Origin of the sequence: Blautia massiliensis (ex Durand et al. 2017), from assembly GCF_051861785.1 — a bacterium.
GTDB classification, from domain to species: domain Bacteria; phylum Bacillota; class Clostridia; order Lachnospirales; family Lachnospiraceae; genus Blautia_A; species Blautia_A luti_A.
The window spans coordinates 70,471-91,127 of record NZ_CP146725.1 but is presented as its reverse complement, the minus strand read 5'-3'; the positions used below and the strand labels follow the sequence as shown (position 1 = coordinate 91,127).

Sequence of the window (20,657 nt, the reverse complement as noted above, 5' to 3'; positions counted from 1 at the left end):
TAGATGGGTGTAAAACCACTTCTTTTAACAAGTGTTTCAGGTATTTCCTGCAAATTATGTAAAATTTATATATTAAGGAGTTTTTATGGATAACAAAATTACTTACCATGAACAAAATGACATTGACAATACTTTAAAACTCCGTGAGGTTTTAAAAACGCTTCCGCCGTTTTGCAGGGATTATTTCCGGGCTATCGATGCAACGACTACAACCAAGACCAGAATTTCCTATGCATATGATATTCGTATATTTTTTCAGTTTCTGTTAGATCAGAATCCAATGTTTAAAGACAAAAATATGTCGGATTTTACAACTGATGTTCTGGATCAGATCAAAGCTGTTGATCTTGAGGAATATGAAGAATTTCTCAAAGTTTATAAATCCGCCGACTCTTCCAAAACGGAAACAAATGGTGAACGTGGCGTCAAACGAAAAATTTCTGCTTTAAGAAGTTTTTATGCTTATTATTATAAACATGAAATGATCACCACCAACCCGTCTGTTCTGATCGATGTGCCCAAGATCCATGAAAAGAATATTATTCGTCTGGATACAGATGAGGTTGCCATGCTGCTGGATTATATTGAGCACTGCGGAGATACGCTGACCGGGCAGAAACGGATGTACCATGAAAAAACGAAGGACAGAGACCTTGCTATTGTTACTCTCCTTCTTGGTACCGGGATCCGAGTATCGGAATGTGTCGGACTGGATGTTGAGGATGTAGACTTTAAGAACAATGGAATCAAAGTTACCCGGAAAGGCGGAAATGAAATGGTTGTATACTTTGGGCCTGAAGTAGAAAAAGCATTGAAGAAATATCTGGAAGTCAGGGAGAATATTACACCTCTGGCAGGCCATGAGCACGCTCTCTTCTATTCTACCCAACGTCGCCGGATCGGTGTTCAGGCTATTGAGAATCTGGTTAAAAAATATGCCAGGGAGATCACAACTACAAAAAAGATCACTCCGCATAAGCTTCGCAGCACCTATGGTACTGCCCTGTACCAGGAAACCGGTGATATTTATCTTGTAGCAGATGTTTTGGGACATAAGGATGTCAACACTACCAAGAAGCATTATGCGGCTCTGGATGATGCCAGACGGCGTCAGGCGGCCAAGGCAGTACGTCTTCGCGAGGACTGATGAATAATTGGACTACGGAGCAACGGATTCGTCTGGCATACATTGCATATAAATATAGAGGTAGTTAGTTCACATAATATAAATTATGTAAATCAACTGCCTCTACATATTTAATCAGATCAGGAAAACCTCAAATTCCCTGCAGGGTTCAAAAAACTTTAAGCAGTGGTTGTGGACATCTGTATTATATCCATGACCCAAAATCAAAATCCGTACTTAACTTATTTATCAAAATCTGTCTCAAATACACCCTCCGGAGTACGCATGGTAAGAACACCCAGATTAAATTCACTGTCCATAATTGTGATATGATATTCAAAGATCACATCATCATCAAATTTGGAAAGCAGCACATAGCTTCCCTTCTCTTTCCCATCGATCTGATCGCAGATGTCGTCGTAAACTTCCTCTCCGGAAATCTTTCGCGGGTATCCGCTTGCCTTGATCTTCTCTTCGATCGCTTTATATAATTCTTCCATATCTTATCCATATCCTTTCTGATATTAATTTGCTGATAAACCAGATATGTTTTTATCATACCAGATTTATCAGCAAAAATCAGCAAATATTTGGTTGTTTCCGATAAAGTTTCAGATAGAGATACCGATTATAGGATTTGCTGCATATGAAGGATTTTATTTCTTTTCGTAAAGGAATTCTTCCGGCAGAGTTACTTTGAAATCTTTTGCAAGAGCGCGGAAGTCATTCGGTGTGATAGTCTGCAGCTTCTGTGGAGCCATAGATAAGATCTTAACCAGGATTTCTGCGGATTTTTCAACGGTATGAAGAAGTCCGAAGGTCAGGTCGAAATCTTCGCCTGAGCAGAACATACCATGATGCGCCCAGATAACCACATCATATTTTTTCATCAGTTCAGCAGTTTTGACAGCGATATCTCTTCCGCCTGGAACCATCCATCCGATAACTCCCACACCATCCGGAAATACTACCGGACACTCTGTTGCAGATTCCCAGAGTTCACGGGTGAATACTTTGTCATCCAGAGGAAGAACAAAGGTAAGTGCAATGGTATTGGTAGTATGTGCATGGTAAATAACACGATGTTTACCGTTGGTAAGCTTTTTCTTTACTTCATGGTTCATAAGATGTGTCGGGAGCTCGCTGGTCGGTCTTCCTCCCTCTACAAGACCCCAGCGGATACGGTAATTTGTTCCTGTCTCGTCAAGCTCAATGATCGCAAGACATACTTCCGGGTCAACGATGATATTACGGAAATATTTACCGCTTCCTGTTACCAGAAAAAATTCGCCTGCCAGTCCCGGAACCTCAACACCGATGGGGGTCCATTCTCCGGGGGCGTTCAGTCGTGGGCGGATCATTTCCACTTCTTCTGCTTTCAGACGATAGCTTAAGTTTCCGCCGTTTCTTTCATGCCATCCCTGCTTATATCCATCATCTGCCATTTTGATAAAGCCCTGTACGAATTTAGACTCAAGAATTTTCATAATATATTCCCTCCGTGTTCTATGTGGTTTGTTGTTGAATTGTAATTGCTTTGATATGGTTTCTTGTTGTTTATGACTTTATTATATGACTGATGATGTGGATTGTAAAGAGGATTTTGAAAAAAATATCAACAAATCCACATGTAAAGTATAAAAAACCATGTAAATATTCAACAAACCACACGCATAACAGATATAAAAAAGATATAAAAAACAGAGAACACAAGCGAGCAATGGTAATATCATGTGATTTAAATGTGGTTTAATGTTGCCTTATAATGTAGTCTTTTTTATAAAGGCATGCAGGAACATCCGATTCCCGGTCCGTCCGGGCCAATATGGCAGGAAAGTCCAAGGGAAAGATCATCACCGTTCCCGAAGCCTTCCGATGTGGACGTCTACTGTGTGGGCATCGCTTGCGGAATCATATCCCCAGATATCATCCATAAGCTGTTGCCGGGTAAAGATTTTTCCCGGAAAAGAAACCATCTTATATAAGAGCATGAATTCTTTCTGAGGAAGTACCATACTTTCCGAGGAGGTGGAGACCGTCAGGGAATCGCACTCCAAAATGGTATCTCCGATAGAAGAAAAATTACGGAATAATCACAACATAGATTCGTTGTGGAAACCAGACGGATTTTGATGAATAAATGTAATAATAGATGAAATAGGTCATATTATGAATATTTATACACGAAAAAAAGAAATACCCTCTTGCATTTTCGGAACTTTTACTGTAGAATTATTAACCAGGTAAACACAGATGTATGCCATACCCGAACACTGATTACAAAGATGTAACCAATCTTAACTGTATCAGTGTTTTTTAATATACAATGGGGAAACGAGGAAAAAATTATGGAAAAAAAGCATGAAATGATGAGTCTGGAGGACTCCGAACAGCTGAAAGGCAGAATGAAATTCTTTGAAAAGGAACTGGTAGAGAATCATCACATCGATCCCAACCTTTATGTGGAATACGATGTAAAAAGAGGACTTCGTGATTCCGCAGGTAAAGGTGTTCTCACAGGGCTTACTGAGATTTCCGATGTTACCGGCTATAAGCTGGTCAATGGCAGACGTATTCCTGCAGACGGTGCACTGTATTACCGGGGAATCAATGTGCAGGATATCGTAAACGGACTGAAGGACAGACGTTTTGGTTTTGAAGAGACGATCTATCTTCTGATTTTCGGTAAGCTTCCCAGCAGGGAAGAGCTTTCCAGATTTCTTGAGCTTCTTTCTGACATGGAGGATCTGGGAGGACGTTTTGTCCGTGATGTTGTCATGAAGGGAACCAATGCCAATATTATGAATGCTATGGAGCGCTGCGTACTTGCTCTCTATACATATGATGATAACCCGGAAGATATTTCTGTGGAGAATGTACTCCGCCAGTCTCTGGAACTGATCGCTAAGCTTCCTGAAATCGCGGTTTACTCCTATCACGCATACCGTCATTTCCGTAAAGACGAGACACTTTTTATCCGCAATCCGCAGAAGGGGCTTTCACTTGCCGAGAATATCCTTCTGATGCTTCGTCCGGACGGCAATTATACAGAGCTTGAGGCCAAGGTCCTTGATATCGCACTTGTACTTCATGCAGAGCACGGCGGTGGTAATAACTCTACTTTTACCACACATGTAGTAACATCTTCTGGAACAGACAGCTACTCTTCTACCTCTGCATCCATCGGTTCACTGAAGGGACCGCGTCATGGTGGCGCCAACCTGAAGGTCCAGAACATGTTTACAGATCTGAAGGCCAATGTAAAGGACTGGGAAAGTGATGAGGAGATCACAGCATATCTGCAGAAAATACTGAATAAAGAAGCTTTTGATCATGCAGGTCTGATCTATGGTATGGGACATGCAGTTTATACACTCTCCGATCCGCGAGAAGTGATCCTGAAGCGTTTTGCACAGGCTCTTGCAGAGGAAAAAGGAATGACAGATGAATTTAAGCTCTATGATAAGGTTGAGGGTATTGCCGGAAAACTGGTCATGGAACACAGAAAGCTGTTCAAAAATGTTTGCGCAAATGTTGACTTCTACAGTGGCTTCGTTTACTCAATGCTTGGTATTCCGGAAGAACTTTTTACTCCGATCTTTGCCATCGCACGTATGCCTGGCTGGAGTGCACATCGTCTGGAAGAGCTGATCAGTGCCAATAAGATCATCCGTCCTGCTTATAAGTATGTGGGGCATCATGCAGATTTTGTACCTTTTGATGAGAGATAATAAACAGAATGATAAAAGCAGTGGGGATTTCTGACCTATTTAAGTTGGAAATCTCTGCTGTTTTTTTGTTCTCCTAAATTACAGAAGAACAGGATCATAACTATACATAATATATATTATGTAAAATAAATATCTGTTTTCACAAAAAACAAGGCTCACCGCATAAGATATGATCGGATTGCCTTGTTTTTTATGGAATCTTACTTTATTATTCTTTTCCTATCGGAAGCTCTTCAGCCAGTTTACAAGAGAATCATGCCAGATGTTGTCGTATACGGTCTTTTTCATCTGGTCGTCTACAGGGCCGTTTCCTGCCATTTTTGCAAGGATAGCAGCCTGAAGTTCGCCTACGGTCATTTCTTCTGGTGTTTTGTGCGGATTTGGCGCAGTGACCGTTTCCGTTTCCTGTGGATTGGAGGATTCTGCTTCAGGAGTTGACGGAACATCCGCTGAGTTTGCTGTATTGTCAGAAGCTTTATCTGTATTTTCAGCGTTTGAAGCTTCTTTTTCCGGGGCAGCTTCTGTTACAGTGCTGTTTTCAGCCGCCTGCTCCTCTTCTGCCTCAGATGCAGCGTTTTCGTTCTCTTTTGCTGCGGCAGTTTCCGGAACATTCGTCTGAACCGGCTTATATTCCGGCATATCTCCTGCAGGAAGCCAGATCTCACCGCTGTTTGCTGCAACACGGACATGGATCCGTCCGCCCTGTGCGGAAACTTTCTGACCTGTGAGGGCGCCTACGTATTCCGGAGCACTTCCTGTTGGAAGGTTCATCTCTGAATCACTGTCATCATTATTCACAGTAACGATCACTCGTATGCCTTCCAGATCTCTTGCAAAGGCAAACTGACGGTTTGTAAGAGCCAGTTCTGCGTAGGAACCGTAGCTTAATGCAGGAGTTCCCTGGCGGACCTTTCCGAGGGCTGCGATCAGTGCAGTACATGGGTTCTTTGTTGCAGCATCTGCATAATCGTTAAGATCAAGTGCCGGACGTAAGCTGGCATCGGAATATTTTTCTTTTTTTCCGTCAATACCGAATTCTGAGCCGTAATAAATGCTTGGAACGCCAGGTAAAGTATAAAGAAGTACATGTACAGGAGCAAAATGTGCTTTGTTCTGCAATTTGGTATGAATTCGCTCTACGTCATGGTTGTCCACGAAATTGTAGAGGTCCAGATCTCCCATATTCTGAAGATATTTTACTGTATGAGCGATTTCAAAATAGTTGTGGTCATTATGTCCGCTGTAAAGTGCCTTGTGAAGGGCATAGTTAGTTACACTGTGAAGAGTCTGTCCGTTTACCCAGCGACTGTAATCTCCGTGAATGACCTCTCCCATAAGCCAGAAGTCTTTCTTAACCTCATCTGCGGTATGACGTAGAATACGCATGAAATCAAAATCCAGAACATCAGCGGCATCCAGGCGGATTCCATCAATATCAAATTCGGAAACCCAGAAACGGATCACATCACAGATATAGTTCTGTACTTCCGGATTGCGTTGATTCAGCTTTACAAGAAGATTGTATCCACCCCAGTTTTCATAGGAAAAGCCGTCATTATATTCGGTATTTCCGCCGAAATTTACATTACAGTACCAGTTAACGTAAGGGGAATGCTCACGGTTTTTCTGGATATCCTTAAAAGCGAAGAAATCACGGCCTGTATGGTTGAATACACCATCAAAGATCACGCGGATGCCTTTTTCATGGCAGGCTTTTACAAAATTGGTGAGATCTTTATTGGTTCCAAGACGGGAATCCAGTTTTTTGTAATCGGTTGTCTCATAGCCATGTCCGACACTTTCAAAAAGTGGCCCTATATATAAGGCAGTACATCCGATCTCTTTGATGTGGTTGATCCACGGCAGCAGCGTGTTCAGTCGATGTACAGGAGTTCCGTAATCATTTTCTTTTGGAGCGCCTGTAAGTCCAAGTGGATAAATATGGTAGAAGATTGCTTCGTTGTACCAGCTCATAATATTACACCTCTGTTCTAAAAATTTGCAATTTCCTGATAATTAGAGAAATTACACAAATATCTTCTCTATAATACCAGATTCCTATAATATAATCCAGAATAAATCAGCCAGTTTTTCAGCGAAAAATCTGGCATATTGCTAATTGCCGGATCTTACCTGATGGACATATGTTTATTCGTCAAATTCTGCAGTAACTATAAAGCCGCGTGGCGTATGCTCAATGCTTTTGATGATGCCTTCTTTGGATCTGATGCGGTCTGCGTTTCTGTAGCAGCCGGACATGGCTACTGCAGGCTCAATGATATAGCTGTAGTTCGTGGCAGAGAGAAATTCGGAGATCTTTACTTTATCTCCTACCTGGATTAGCCCCTGTCTTTCCATTTTAAATTTTTCTTCTCGCATAAACATGCCTTCTTTCTGTATAAATACGCAATGTGAATATATCTGTAAATACAATTAATTACACGTTTAAGATCTTTAAGAGCCGGATGGGATCCGTACCAGAAGCTTCTGTCCGTCTTTTTCTACTGCTGTAAGAACGGGAATATGTTTTTTTCGCAGAGCATGAACGATGGGATACAGGGAAAACATGGCATTATCTGCAAAAACTGCTTCCGGTTTGCAGCGGAGGATTTCTTTAATCCTGTCTTTTATAAAGCTTTTCCATTCTGTCTTTTCCATGGAGAGTTCTCCGTAGATTCCGTTCAGAGTCAGCTCCGGTAATTGGGGAACCGGCAGATGTACGATCCTGGCAGAAGAAAGCTCCGGAAGCTTTTGAAGCAGCATGTCTGTTTCTTTATTTCCGCCAAGGCTTACGATCACAGCTTCTTCATGGAAGGCGGCAAGACTGCTCCTGCAGGCAAGAACAGAATCCTCAAGGGTTCCGCAGGTCATGAGAAATCCTCCTTTATGACAAAAGGCTGCACTTTTAAGACCGGTTACCAAAGATAACTCCTCGCCTTCCAGGCCAAGCCAGGAAGAAGGAAAACTGCATTTGTAATTCATGGAATATTCTTTTTTCTGTGGCTGGATACAGTAACCGCCCCGGTTGGACGGAAAGATCACAAAAGCAATGTTGGTTTCCGAAAGGCGTTTTTGGCAGGGAATAAATTCCGGAAGTATAAGGATATTGGTATTTTCTGCCGGGGTATCGCCCGAAGCGAGGGAAGCAGCATGTTCTGTAAGAACTTCTTCCACCCGTCTGTCTGCACGTTCATTTCCAAGGTAACGCTCGAATTTATTTTCCAGGATCATGCCTGCCACACGGACTGCCTGGAAAAAGGCTTCGTCATTACTGCTTTTGGAATCCCATCCCGGATTAAAATTGCCGATCAGTGTGGCAAGTTCATTTTTTTCACCGGTATTATCATTGATATCCAGAGGCTGGACAAAGGATTCATCGAATTTTAGTGCCAGTTCCTCACCTAGGATTTCCGGTCCAAGCTTCTCCCAGAGAAGGCCGAAGGCCGCATATGGGACGCCATTATCGCGGATACGGCTGTCTTTCTGATGATGATCATACTGTCCTCTGCCAATATCAAAAACAAGACCTTCATAGTTTTCAGGAACCTGGTTTCCACGTGTGATGGTGATCTCGGGATTCAGATATAAAAGCAGAGCGGCAGAAAAAACATCGTCTGCGTGAAATTTCCCGCTGTGGGTGAATGCGGATGCATTTTTTTGTTTGATTTTTTCCAGTAAATGATTCATATGAAACGCTCCTGTGTGTTTATTCTGCTCTTCAGTATACCACAGAAATGAAGAATAAACAAAATTTCCTACAGTTAAAAAGGAATCCGTCCTGAAGACAGATCCCTTTAAAAATTTACGTTCTTTTATGCTTTATGTACAAAATAGGACGTTCATATTCAATTTTATTATAATGCGCAGATAATTTTATCCTGATATGCTTCCGGAACTTCTTCTTTATCCAGAGACATACTGATAATAAAGGAAACTTTGAAGGTTTCACCGATGGCACTTAACTGATTCAGTGTTTCGGTTGCATCCTTTCCTTCAAGCTTGGCTGTTGTAAGGAAGCTGTCCAGATATACCTGCTCCAGATCATGATCCTGAGAGAGGATACCACAGATAAATCCTACAAATTCGTCCGCATTTTTAACCGGAAATCCGGAAACATCGATAAGGCGGACCTTGTTGTTCAGCTCATACATGTGCTTGGTGCTCTTGTCTAAGTAAACAATACTGCCGTTGGCGTCCTTAACAACTCCGTTTACTTTGTCTAACAGTACTTTTGTTTTTCCTTTGCCTTTCTTTCCTACGATCAGTTCAACCATCCTGTTTTCCTCCTTAGACACATATAATAATTTTGAATAAAATTGCTGTTGATATGATTCAAATTATAGTGTATTTTGAATAAAATTGCAAGGGCTTTTAAAAAAAAACTGGTAATTTTAATCAAGCTTTACTGCTCTCTTTCATTTTCCATTTGTGCTTTTGCTTTCCTTCCGATCCGGGCAGTGCTGTTCATGATACTGGCCCGGGTAACCTTGTCGTTTCCGTACTTCAGACGGATGGAATCCAGTGCTGTATCCAGTTTCTGCTGGCGTTCCCTCTTGTGAGTATCCTCAAAAAAGGACAGCTGTTCAAAGGAATCATCCGTAAGACCGGTCAGTGATACTCCCAGAAGCCGGAGTGGCTGTCTCATCCAGGACTCCTGAAAGAGGTTTTGGGCATTTCTGTAAATCTCTTCTGTGATATCGGTGGCATTTGGCAGTTTAGTCTGATGAGATTTGTTTCGAAAATCCAGGGTACGGAAGGTTACAGAAATGCAGGTGCATTTTTTCTTTTTGCGGCGCATGCGGGCGGCCAGAATATCGCATTGTTCCAGCAGGATCGGAAGTGCCTGCTCCAGTGAGACCAGATCATCGTTAAATGTAGTTTCCAGACTGAATCCTTTTGCTTCATCAGGTTTTGCTTTCACAGGGGAGTCATCAAGGCCACGGGCATACTGATATAACTGCTGTCCTGCTTTTTCACCGAGAAGTGCCTGCATCTTTGCTTTTTTTTCATGAGCCAGATCTCCGATGGTTCTGATCCCTGCGTCCTGCAGTTTTTTTTCAGAGGATCTGCCAAGAAAAAGAAGCTCTCTCACTGGAAGAGGCCACATTTTTACAGGGATTTCTTCCGGAAATAAAGTATGCACCTTATCTGGCTTTTCGAAATCAGAGGCCATTTTTGCAAGAAGTTTATTGGTGGAGATGCCGATATTTACGGTAAAGCCGAGTTCTGTACGGATCTTATCCTTCAGCTCATGGGCAGTTGCCACCGGATCCGGGTAAATATAGGAGGTTCCGGTCATATCCAGAAAAACCTCATCAATGGAAAAGGATTCCATTACCGGTGCATAGGACCCACAGATTTTTTTGAAGGCTCTGGAACATTTATCGTATAATTCAAAGTCAGATGGAACGGCCACAAGATTCGGACATTTGCGAAAAGCCATAGCCATAGGCTCTCCTGTCTGGATCCCGTATTTTTTTGCAGGAATGGACTTGGCGACAACGATGCCGGTACGTTTACTGGGGTCTCCGCCAATACAGGAAGGGATGTCTCTCAGATCTGGAAGTCCCATCTTTACTCTTTTTGCTGCTTCCCAGGAAAGAAAAGCACTGTTTACATCAACATGAAAAATCAATCGTTCCATATAGGGTTCTTCTTTCAATTGTATAAAGTGTGTCTGTTATATCTATTTACAGATTTTTGCAGACAGCTGATCAAAAAGGTTCCGATATTCCTCTTCCACCTGTGAAAAAGGGTATTGCCGGTATTGGATCGGAACATGGACAACCGGTTTTGGAGTGTCCGGTGTTTCATTCAGAAGATATTTCAGGTCATACCAGAGCAGGTCATTGTCGATCTCCTTCAGTTTCTGCTCTTCTATGGCAGAAAGTCCGGATCCCAGATATTTCTGATAGATAATGTTTAAAAGAGCTTCCTCCTGTTTCCGATACGCAGGAAGACTTTTCTTAAATGGTCTTGGAACATCGGACATATAACATTCGCTGGCATCGTGAAGAAGGGACGCCAGTATAAGACGGCCGGAATAGCCACGTGCTTCGGCTTCTTTGGCACAAAGGATGCAGTGCTGCCCTACAGAGAAAAAAGTCCTTACATGACCATTTCCGCGGCATAGAAGAGAAAGTGCGTGTGCAATGTCCTCAATGCAGATCAGCTCTTCGTCCGGATGTGTCGGATCAAAATGTTTTCCAGTGTATGTGGTAATGCAGTCGCCCATAAAATGTTACGCCTTTCTTTAAGCTTATGAATAAATATGATTATTTATTATAAACACCCAGAGAAAGTGTGTCTATATGATCGCGAAATAAATTTCGGGAACTGTTACAGAAAAACAAAAGAAATACATGGCTGTTTTACAAATATGAGTGATTCTGTGCTATAATACAAAAAAACGACAGGGAGATCATCAGCGATGAAACATATGGAAGAAATGAAGATTGCCGGAATAGCCATGGCATTATGTATCGTGATGCTGGGAATCTATATCGTCGTCCCAAAGGATGGAACGGTTTCTCATCTTACTGCTATTCCGGATAATAATGCGGCGGAGCCTGTTACAGATTCTACATCAGAGGGAACTGCTGATGCGGATGTTCCAATCTATACAGAGGACAGCTACAGCAGTGAGCCCGAGAGTTCTGACGATACTGGGGACGGAGATTCCTACACGGAAGAGCCGACTTATGATCCAGGTGATAATTCTTACGACGGCAATACGGATAGTGAAGCCAATGGAGCAGATACTTCAGATACATCTTCAGATGGAACCGGTGAAGACGCAGGCAATTATGAAGATCCGGACAGTGGCTCCGGTGAAGTGGTCGATGACAATGATTCCAGTGGTACTTCGGATACGGATCTTGACAGCAGTGAGACCGATGATACAGTAGAAATTAACTGAATGTAAAAAAAAGAATAAAAAAGCAGATCTGCGAAATGAAATTCAAACAGATCTGCTTTTTTGTTTTTTGTATGGAATCCTGTCAGTTGATGTTCTGGAGCAAGGATGTCATTTCCTGATAAAGAACATCCTTTGAGGACGCACCCATGACGATGGAAATAAATGGCTTCCCATAAGCATTCTGGCTTAAAAGTGCCAGACAGTTACCGGCTTTATCGGTTGTTCCTGTTTTTCCTCCAAGGATAGTGACATCCTTAGGAGTTGCTGCCTCTCCGGTAAGATAATGATCTGTAGCGGGTAAGGTAGCACTTGCATCGGAGCCATCGGAATGCTTATAGCTAACTGTATAAGATGCCATTTGTGTGATGTCTGTAAACTCCGGATAATTCAAGGCTTCTTTCAGCATCAGATAAATGTCATAAGGCGTTGTATAATGATTTTCGTCCTGGAGACCATGGGGATTGGTAAAGTGAGTTCCTGTACAGCCAAGTTCTGCAGCAAAGCTGTTCATCATCTCTACAAATTTATCTGTTGATCCACCTATATGTTCCGCAATGGCAGATGCTGCATCATTGGCAGAATAAACAAGAAGACAATGAAGAAGCTGATCCATGGTAACCTGATCTCCCGCCTGGAAACCAGCTACCTGAGAACCGGATTCCAGGGTAACATTCTCCTGTGAGATCGTCACTGTATCGTCCATGTTTCCATATTTCAGTGCAAGCATAGCTGTCATGATCTTTGTGATGCTGGCAGGATAAACCTTGTTGTATGCACCTTTTGCATAGAGTACCTTTTTATCACTGAGATTCAGAAGCACACCGGACTGGCTGTCATCCAGACTGACGGAATCCAGAGCAACATCTTTTGTAACAACACAGAGATCATGGGCGAAACCTGCCGCGCGCTGTTCTTCTTTGGAAGTCAGAGTATTATCAAATTCGGAGAATGCATTGAAAGAATTTGCAGGAGTGGAAAAATCTCCGCCCTTCAGCATGTAAACACCAAAACCGCCAGCTGTGCATAGTACGATCAGCAGAAGAAGGAGAAAAATGGTGTTGCGGATCCTTTGACGACGCATCCGTTTCATCCGGGTATTTTGAGCTTTACGTCTGGCAGAAACAGTTCTGTCAGACGGCATGGAAGCTGTTTTTGTCCCCTTGGAAGCTGTATGTGCAGCCCGGGAAGCCTGACCTCTGGAAGGATTGCCAGAACGCATATGATTTTTTACAGGTTCTTTACGTGTCATAAGTATTCCTCTTTCCGAAAGTAGGTATCCGATTTCTGACCTTTTTTCTGTAATTCTTTATTATATGCACTGCTCTGCAGTCCTACATTGAGAACAAGTCCCATACCCATAAACAGACTGATCAGAGAAGTAAGACCATAGCTTACAAAAGGAAGCGGAGTACCTGTGTTTGGTGCAAGGCCGGTAGCAACACAGATGTTGATGAAGCTCTGTATGGAAACAATGCTTCCAACACCGCAGCATATGATCTTACCGGCAAGATCCTTGGCCCGCAGGCTCATACGGATACATTCAAAGGTGATCAGAAACAGCAGCAGTACGATCAGAGTACAGCCGATAAATCCGTACTGCTCTCCAGCCACCGCAAAAATAAAGTCGGTCTGATTCTCAGAAACAAAGTTTCCATCATTTACGGATGTAACACTGGTGTCATTACTGAAAGCACGTCCCACAAGCTCTCCGGAGGCGATGGCTGTTTTAGAGTTGTTCTGCTGTTCAATATCATCTGCGTATTCTTCGTTCTCCGGATACAGGAATGACATGATACGGTTTCTCTGGTAATCCTGTATCAGTTTCTGATCCGGCTGCACGATAATGGACAGAAAGATGATGGCCAGAGGAATCGCGATCAAGGCTACACCTCCGATGATCTTATAACTAAGTCCTGCGATGTAGATCAGAATACAGAACAGGACTGTTACGGTGATGGTGTTTTTCATATCCGGCTGTACATAGATCAGCATCAGTGGGATGACCAGAAGGACAGCTGATTGTATCAGAGTCTTTAAGGTATTCAGATCTTCCTCATGATCCATAAAAAATTTGGCAAAAAACAGGATAATGATGATCTTTGAAAGCTCGGTAGGCTGGAAACGGATAAAACCTAAATCCACCCATCTGGCAGCACCATTGGCGCTGGATCCGAAGAACCGGACAGCCAGAAGCATAACGATATTAAATCCATACATGATCCATTGAAAATTCAGCAGCCAGGAATAATCCATCAGTGAAAGGATCAGCATAAAGACCATACCGATGATCACACCCAGAAGCTGACGTGTGCGAAGGTAGTCGGCAGCTGTTCCTACAAGCTGAATTCCAATAAAGCTGATTGCTAGGAGAAAGATCACCAGTCGAAAATTGTAAAACCGCAGCTTATACTGTTTAATCATAAATTATGCATCTCTTTTCTTAAGTACGGGTATGACTGCATGCAGAACAGGTGGTTCCTGTGTGATCTGTATGGTCACCCCTGGTTCATCAATTACAACGTATTTTTTTACGGCATGTATCAGATCGTTCCGTAAAAGCTTCATCATCTGTGGAGAACAGTCTATGCGTTCCGATACAAGAAGAATCTTCATCCTGTCGCGTGCATAGCCTGCAGAGTGGTTTTTCCCGGAGAAAAATCCCATAATCAGTCCTCCTGTGATGAAAAATGTCAGACAGCAAAGCGTCTGTTATTTTCGAAAAATGCTGCCAAGACGGTGGAATACACCATTTTTTCGACGCACAGTAACATAAGGAACCTCTTCGCCCATAAGCCTCCGGCAGATATTGCGATACTCTTCTTCTGCCTGGGAATTTTTTCCGGATAAAGGTTCTCCCTGATTTGTGGAGATCACGATCTGTTCATCATCCAGGATCGCACCGATCAGATCTACAGCCAGGATTTCCAACACATCTTCTACGGACATCATATCACCTCTGGCGATCATTTCCGGTCGAAGCCGGTTGATGATCAGCCGGATATCCCGGAGTCCTCCGGACTCCAGCAACCCGATGATACGGTCTGCATCCCGGATCGCGGAAACTTCCGGTGTGGTCACGACCAGTGCACGGTCCGCTCCGGCTACTGCATTTTTGAATCCCTGTTCAATTCCTGCCGGACAATCCAGAAGGACATAATCGAATTCTTCCCGGAGATCATCGGTAAGCTTGATCATCTGTTCCGGAGATACGGCAGTTTTGTCCTTGGTCTGGGCAGACGGAAGAAGATACAGCTCTGAATGCCGACGATCCCGGATCAGTGCCTGTTTCAGGCGGCAGCTCCCATTGATCACATCAACCAGATTATAAACAATACGGTTCTCCAGTCCCATGACAACATCCAGATTTCGGAGTCCGATATCGGTATCTACAACTGCAACCCTTTTTCCCATGGCAGCCAGTCCGGTCCCGATATTTGCCACGGTGGTGGTTTTTCCAACACCGCCTTTTCCAGATGTAATGACAATGACTTCACTCATGTTTTCTGATTCCTCCTATAAAATGTTCCACACTTCTGGTATCCTCATAAAGTTTGTTTAGTCATTCGATACATTACTGGTATCGCTTGCTGCATAGCCAGTGAGAATGGTGCTTTCATCTGCAAGTCCGTAAATGTATTTAAAGATATCATTAGCTGCAAGGCAGGCATTACCGGATGCATATCCGTTTGCGATTCGTACAGATATTGCGTACTTGGGATCAGAAACAGGCGCATATCCGATAAAAAGTGCATTGTTCGGATGATAATAGTCAATCTCGGCAGTACCGGTTTTTCCTGCTACTTCAACTCCAAGTCCGTTAAACTGATCATGAGTCTGCACTACACGATACATACCGTCATGGATGGCATCCCAGATATTGCTGGAAAGATCCAACTGTCCAGCTGTTTTGGAAGGATATTCCTTTACAAGTTTTCCTTTGGAATCCGTCACACGGTCCAGAAGGGAAAGCTTGTAGATCGTACCGGAAGTGGCGATCGTTGACGCATAGCGTGCAAGCTGGCTGGTCGTAAACGTATTGGTACCCTGTCCAATATAGGAAGGAACCGCGTTTTTGTCAGAAACCTGCGGAGAAGCCTCGGAAATTTCAATGCCGGTTTTCTGATCCAATCCCATGAGGGAAGCATATTTCTGAAGCATTCCAAGACTTCTGGCTTCAGAAAAATTACCTTCGGAATCTTTACCAAGTTCGAAACCGATCGTAGTGAAAAATACGTTACAGGACTGCTCAATGGCCTCACGGATATCAAGAGAACCGTGGCCCTGTTTATTCCAGCAGTTGATCGGAGGTGTTACAAGGTCAAAGCTTCCTGTACATTCAATATATGTGCCATCATCTATTACGCCCTCGGACATGCCGGCAACAGTAGATAAGATCTTTAAGGTAGATCCTGGAGCCGTCTTCTGCTGTGTTGCCTTGTTGAAGAACGGGCTGGAAAGATCTGTGGAAAGCTTTGCATAATAATCGGTGTCCATATTGTTGGTCAGACGATTATTATCATATCCCGGATAGGAAACACATGCGAGAACATTTCCGGTTGTAGTATCTGTGATCACCGCAGATGCAGAGCACGGAGCCAACGCAAGCTGGGCCGGTGTGATCTCAAGATTTGCGATCTTGCGATACATGAAGGTGTAGGCATCAAGACCACCGGAGGCCATTGTCTGATACAGTTCGTCTTCTTTTGAAAGAACGCCCTGTTCATAGAGAACAAGACACAGATCTTCTCCACTGATGGTGTCTTCCTGAAGCATATATTTATACAGAAGCTTTGAAAAGCCTGTATCTGTCTTCAGGTAATCAATGATATAGGCGGTAAGAGCCTGATAGATCTCTTCAGAATCCAGATATTCTCCGGAGGTTGAGATCTGGGAAATATCGATCCAGTTCTGACTGGCAGCATAGTTCAGATAATCCTTCAGACTGATACTCTGGTCATTTTTCCAGGCTTTGTATGTTTCATCTGAGGTATCAATGGAATCACTTTTCAGTACCTTCAGGGTATTGGTAAGAAGATCATCACAGATATAGGTAAGATATTCCTGCATCTGCGTATCTTCATCCTTATAGGCTGGAGGATTGTCACCTGTCAGCCTGTTACTTATTGTATCAAAAACCTGTTGCTGTTTTTGCTGAAATTTGGCGTATAAATTTTTTTCTGTATCGGAAGCATCTGCATCGCTGAATTTATTGATATCGATCACACTGTTTGCAATCAGTGCATTGTATACATCATAGATTGGGATGGTGATCTTACTTGCATCTTTCTCTGCTTCATAATCAAAGCTTTTATTTGGTGTCAGTTTAGAGAGAACAATACCGGCAACACGCTGTTCCAGGATCTGGTAAATACTCTTCTGCCAGTCGGAATCAATGGTCAGATAAACATCGTTTCCGGCCACAGGATCAACAGTTTTGGAATTGTCGATATCAAGGACTTTACCAAGATTATCAACGGTGACCGTTTCTTCTCCATCTTTTCCCTGAAGTTCAAGCTCCATATACTGTTCGATCCCGGCTTTTCCAACAACCGCATCATTGGAATAATCAGGATTATCCTTACGAAGGGTTTCCAGTTCTTCAGAAGAGGCCTGGCCTGTGTAACCGAGGATCGGCGCCATACTCTCATCGTCCACATATTTTCTGGTGGAATCTTCTACAATGTCAATACCCTGGAGAGCGGCCTGATTTTCTTTTATGGCTGCCACAGATTTTTCACTGACATTTGTTGCAATGGTCACCGGCATATATTTCTTGAAACTGTTGGTGTTCAGCTGATAGCGCATGATCGCAATTTCGAGGATTTCCTGTTTGGTAAGCTCTTCCGGAAGAGAATGTGCGGCAAGTTCTTCCGGGGTGTAGGCATCTTTTCCGTAAAGAACGATAGAAAATCCGCTGCTTCCGGTAAGATGATCCATGATCTGGGCTGCGGTTGCGTTTTTCTGCTCATCACTGAGATCATCAATCTGTGCTTCTCCGTAAATATCCGCACGGAAACGGTTAAGAGTAAATCCTTCATCTACATCAAAAGCATAGTCGCCATGATCATTGACGGTAATATGAAAATTATCAGATAAGCTGTCCCCGTTTTTGGAAAGGATCTGTAATATCTGGTAGGCGATACCGTTCAGAGTCAGATTCTTTTCTCTGGTGCTGTTGTATGTACCGCTATCTTCGAATGTGACAGAATATGCAAGTACATTGGAGGCGACAACTGTGCCGTTACGGTCATAAATATTGCCACGGGTGCTTTTGATCACGCGTGTTTTGGTGGTACGTGTCTGAAATTTACTGATGTAATCCTCTCCCTGTATGATCTGCAGACTGAAAAGCTGCCGGACCAGGACAGATGACAGAAAAATAAATACGATCACAAGAACTGTAGTACGTTTCAGACGGATTTTTTTAATGATTTTTTTTATTTTAATTCCCAAATAGACTCACTTTCTTTCCTTACAGTATCCATTAAGTGGTAGTTGATCCAGTAAAATACCCGGTATACGATGATGGTGAGAAAAACCGTATATACAATCTCGGGGATAATGATCCTGTATATGTAGGTCCAGAATCCAAGACGGCCTCTGAGCAGAAACTGGAGGCCATACACAGCCAGATTATAAAGAAGATCTGTTCCTGCTACAAGAAAAAGCGGAACTTTCAGATCATCATCATAAAAACTGCGGAATGCATAGCCGCTGATAAAACCTATATACATATAGATCAGTGCATAAAATCCAAACAATGATCCATAAAAGAGATCGACAAAAAGCCCGGAAAAAAATCCAGTCCACAGACCGACTTTTCTTCCCCGCATAAGTCCCATGGATACACACAGGATCAAAAGCAGATTTGGAGTGATGGATCCAATGGAAATACGGTCCATTACTGTGCACTGAAGGAGAAAACAGACAATGATAGTGATAAATAATATAATCCTATTTTTCATTGGACGCATCCTCCGATTTGTCTATCGCGTCCTGTTTATTGGTGGTGATCACAAATACATCTTTCAGATGACCGAAATCAACCGGTGTAACGATCGTACCTGTTTTTGTCAGGTTATTGGGATCCTGCTGGATCTCACTGACATAACCAATAAACAGTCCTTCCACATATTTTTCACTGATGTTCGAGGTGACAATACGTTCTCCGACTGTTACCTTGTTATCCTGATCGTAAAGCTGCTCAAAGCTTAATTTGCCTTCATCGATCAGTTTCAGATCTCCGGTGACAACGCAGTTGTCGGAAGTACTGACTGCCATGGCACTGACATTGCTGCTGTCATCGATGATGGAACGGACAGTAGCCCAGGAAGGTCCCACTTCTGTAACGATACCCACAAGACCCTTTCCGGCGATCACGTTGTTATCAACCCGGATTCCGTTATTACTGCCTTTGTTGATCATAAAGGTATCATACCAGTTTCCGGGATCTTTGGAGATTATCCTTGCGGCAACCTTGGGATAGTCTTTATATTCCTGATCAAGATCGTAAAGTTCCTTCAGGCGTGTGAGCTCTGTCTGGTCCTGGATCAGGATGTTATTCTGTTCCGTAAGACTGTTGATCTGACTTTTCAGCTCTTCGTTTTCCTGAAGCACGTCCTGTTTATCACGAAGATTGTTTTTTACATTTCCAAATATATCGCTGACACCGGCGATCCCCTTTTCAAAGGGAACGATAAGAAAACCGGCTGCCTCCTGAAGTGGTGCGGAAGAGGTTCCGGAGGCTGCTGTAGCTACAATGCAGCTTCCACAGAAAAGTGTCATGATTACCAGAAGATGTTTACTTTTTAAATTAAAATGAAAACGCACTTTTTTTCGGATGTTTTTCATTATATATGCCCCTTTACAGTTTTTTCTGCTTTACCGGCTGGGCCCATTTGCGCAGGTTTCTGTCGCGGATGATCTTTTCAAGGCCATATGCTGCAGAAGTTTCATACAGATCAGAAAGATTAAAGGCAAATCCTGTATAGCTAGCCAGATAGTTATCTATATAAGGAAGCCGTGTACTGCCGCCGGTCAGATAAATGCCCTCTTTTGCGATATGATAAGCGATCTGTGGCGGGGTACGTTCCAGAAAAGATTTCATCTCTGCTGCGATCTGGTTCACACAGTTGGCGATCCCTTCATTAACAACGTAGGCAGAAATAACTTCTTCTCGTGGAAGTCCGGAAATACTGTCGATCCCGACTACTTTCCGGGCTTCTTTTTTCTGATCATTCAGTCTTCCCATAACTACTTTCAGACGTTTTGCAGTTCGTGTTCCAATCTGAAGATTATAATGTTTTCGGATCTCGCTGCAGATAGATTCGTTCATCTGTCTGCCTCCGATGGGGATCTTACGGCTGATGATGATCTTACCGTCGGTTATGATGGAAAACGCTGTACTCTGTGCACCGATGTTTACGATCATGCTGCCCTGATTCTTTTCAGGGTCGATTCCCATGGCAATGGCATCTGCAATAGGGGACTCCACCATAAAAACACGGTTTTTCCGCAGCCAGTGACCATTGACCAGATGATAGTATGCCCTCTTTTCGATAGCAGTCATATCAAGTGGTACGGAGAAGTACATGTCTGCTCCGAGACCGGATGCATGATCGATTTTTTTTATCATGCTGTAAAGGACGATCTCCTGCAATTCCAGATTTGCCAGCATACCGAAAGCCATAGGAGAATTTACGGAAATATCTGCAGGTGATTTTTCAAACATTTCATAAGCTTCGTTCCCTATGGCAAGGATCCGGCGTCCTCTGTAGGCTACCATGTTCTTTTCTATGTAACTTTTGTTTCTGAAAAATGAATAGACTTTTACAGAGCTGCTTCCAAGGTCTACTCCGTAATTATTTCTAAAAAGCATAAA

General features: G+C 43.0%; 19 protein-coding genes and 1 pseudogene. 3 read left to right on the top strand and 17 right to left on the bottom strand.

Features of this window, described 5'->3' with window-relative positions; genetic code table 11:
• The first annotated feature begins 85 nt into the window (after positions 1–85).
• A complete protein-coding gene (locus tag V9W66_RS00500; RefSeq protein ID WP_144100658.1) occupies positions 86–1,147 on the top strand; it encodes a tyrosine-type recombinase/integrase in 1,062 nt (353 codons plus the stop codon).
• A 221-nt stretch (positions 1,148–1,368) separates the two neighbouring features.
• Here the strand turns inward: V9W66_RS00500 and V9W66_RS00495 are convergent, their stop codons facing one another.
• From V9W66_RS00495 to V9W66_RS00485, 3 genes and pseudogenes are all read right to left on the bottom strand, one after another.
• Positions 1,369–1,626 carry a hypothetical protein gene (locus tag V9W66_RS00495; RefSeq protein ID WP_144094316.1) on the bottom strand — a complete coding sequence of 86 codons (258 nt, stop codon included), beginning with the start codon at positions 1,624–1,626 and terminating at the stop codon, positions 1,369–1,371.
• A 156-nt stretch (positions 1,627–1,782) separates the two neighbouring features.
• Complete coding sequence (gene rhaD / locus V9W66_RS00490) at positions 1,783–2,613, bottom strand: rhamnulose-1-phosphate aldolase (RefSeq protein ID WP_144094317.1); 831 nt, start codon at positions 2,611–2,613, stop codon at positions 1,783–1,785.
• A gap of 369 nt (positions 2,614–2,982) precedes the next feature.
• Positions 2,983–3,201, bottom strand: a pseudogene (locus tag V9W66_RS00485) (winged helix-turn-helix domain-containing protein); the annotation flags it as partial.
• A 273-nt stretch (positions 3,202–3,474) separates the two neighbouring features.
• On the opposite strand from V9W66_RS00485, the gene V9W66_RS00480 reads away from it, so the two are divergent.
• Positions 3,475–4,857 (top strand): citrate/2-methylcitrate synthase, encoded by a 1,383-nt coding sequence (locus V9W66_RS00480; protein WP_243121754.1) that lies wholly within the window; start codon positions 3,475–3,477, stop codon positions 4,855–4,857.
• Positions 4,858–5,076: 219 nt separating this feature from the next.
• Here V9W66_RS00480 and V9W66_RS00475 read toward each other — a convergent pair whose 3' ends face one another.
• The 6 genes from V9W66_RS00475 to V9W66_RS00450 form a co-directional block, all read right to left on the bottom strand.
• Positions 5,077–6,831 carry an alpha-amylase family glycosyl hydrolase gene (locus V9W66_RS00475; RefSeq protein ID WP_144100655.1) on the bottom strand — a complete coding sequence of 585 codons (1,755 nt, stop codon included), beginning with the start codon at positions 6,829–6,831 and terminating at the stop codon, positions 5,077–5,079.
• Positions 6,832–7,005: 174 nt separating this feature from the next.
• Positions 7,006–7,236, bottom strand: coding sequence for a hypothetical protein (locus tag V9W66_RS00470; RefSeq protein ID WP_015525138.1), 231 nt, complete (start codon positions 7,234–7,236; stop codon positions 7,006–7,008).
• 75 nt (positions 7,237–7,311) lie between these two features.
• Entirely contained in the window at positions 7,312–8,544 is a 1,233-nt protein-coding gene (locus tag V9W66_RS00465) for an MYG1 family protein (RefSeq protein ID WP_144094319.1), read from the bottom strand.
• A 167-nt stretch (positions 8,545–8,711) separates the two neighbouring features.
• Entirely contained in the window at positions 8,712–9,131 is a 420-nt protein-coding gene (locus tag V9W66_RS00460) for a twitching motility protein PilT (protein WP_144094320.1), read from the bottom strand.
• Positions 9,132–9,259: 128 nt separating this feature from the next.
• The gene (locus tag V9W66_RS00455) at positions 9,260–10,501 is read right to left on the bottom strand and encodes a DNA polymerase Y family protein (RefSeq protein ID WP_144094321.1); all 1,242 of its coding nucleotides are present in this window, start codon (positions 10,499–10,501) and stop codon (positions 9,260–9,262) included.
• Positions 10,502–10,543: 42 nt separating this feature from the next.
• Positions 10,544–11,092, bottom strand: coding sequence for a hypothetical protein (locus V9W66_RS00450; protein WP_021652040.1), 549 nt, complete (start codon positions 11,090–11,092; stop codon positions 10,544–10,546).
• Positions 11,093–11,287: 195 nt separating this feature from the next.
• Between V9W66_RS00450 and V9W66_RS00445 the strand changes: the two genes are divergently transcribed.
• Complete coding sequence (locus V9W66_RS00445) at positions 11,288–11,776, top strand: hypothetical protein (RefSeq protein ID WP_144094322.1); 489 nt, start codon at positions 11,288–11,290, stop codon at positions 11,774–11,776.
• An 82-nt stretch (positions 11,777–11,858) separates the two neighbouring features.
• On the opposite strand, the gene V9W66_RS00440 is transcribed toward V9W66_RS00445, so the two are convergent.
• Genes V9W66_RS00440 through V9W66_RS00405 form a run of 8 tightly spaced genes read right to left on the bottom strand, consistent with a single transcriptional unit; the run spans position 11,859 to position 20,654 of the window.
• Positions 11,859–13,025 carry a D-alanyl-D-alanine carboxypeptidase family protein gene (locus tag V9W66_RS00440; protein WP_144094323.1) on the bottom strand — a complete coding sequence of 389 codons (1,167 nt, stop codon included), beginning with the start codon at positions 13,023–13,025 and terminating at the stop codon, positions 11,859–11,861.
• Positions 13,022–14,197 carry an FtsW/RodA/SpoVE family cell cycle protein gene (locus V9W66_RS00435; protein WP_144094324.1) on the bottom strand — a complete coding sequence of 392 codons (1,176 nt, stop codon included), beginning with the start codon at positions 14,195–14,197 and terminating at the stop codon, positions 13,022–13,024. The genes V9W66_RS00440 and V9W66_RS00435 overlap by 4 nt, the downstream gene beginning before the upstream one ends.
• Positions 14,198–14,200: 3 nt before the next feature.
• On the bottom strand, positions 14,201–14,440 hold the full coding sequence (minE, locus tag V9W66_RS00430; protein WP_144094325.1) for a cell division topological specificity factor MinE: 240 nt from the start codon (positions 14,438–14,440) through the stop codon (positions 14,201–14,203).
• A gap of 45 nt (positions 14,441–14,485) precedes the next feature.
• The gene (gene minD, locus V9W66_RS00425) at positions 14,486–15,274 is read right to left on the bottom strand and encodes a septum site-determining protein MinD (RefSeq protein ID WP_015525126.1); all 789 of its coding nucleotides are present in this window, start codon (positions 15,272–15,274) and stop codon (positions 14,486–14,488) included.
• A 57-nt stretch (positions 15,275–15,331) separates the two neighbouring features.
• Positions 15,332–18,229 (bottom strand): penicillin-binding transpeptidase domain-containing protein, encoded by a 2,898-nt coding sequence (locus V9W66_RS00420; RefSeq protein WP_144100653.1) that lies wholly within the window; start codon positions 18,227–18,229, stop codon positions 15,332–15,334.
• Complete coding sequence (mreD, locus tag V9W66_RS00415) at positions 18,214–18,741, bottom strand: rod shape-determining protein MreD (protein ID WP_021652034.1); 528 nt, start codon at positions 18,739–18,741, stop codon at positions 18,214–18,216. The genes V9W66_RS00420 and mreD overlap by 16 nt, the downstream gene beginning before the upstream one ends.
• Positions 18,731–19,627, bottom strand: a complete 897-nt coding sequence (gene mreC, locus V9W66_RS00410; RefSeq protein WP_144094327.1) for a rod shape-determining protein MreC — start codon at positions 19,625–19,627, stop codon at positions 18,731–18,733. The genes mreD and mreC overlap by 11 nt, the downstream gene beginning before the upstream one ends.
• A 13-nt stretch (positions 19,628–19,640) precedes the next feature.
• Positions 19,641–20,654 carry a rod shape-determining protein gene (locus tag V9W66_RS00405; RefSeq protein ID WP_144094328.1) on the bottom strand — a complete coding sequence of 338 codons (1,014 nt, stop codon included), beginning with the start codon at positions 20,652–20,654 and terminating at the stop codon, positions 19,641–19,643.
• Between the last annotated feature and the right edge of the window lie 3 nt (positions 20,655–20,657).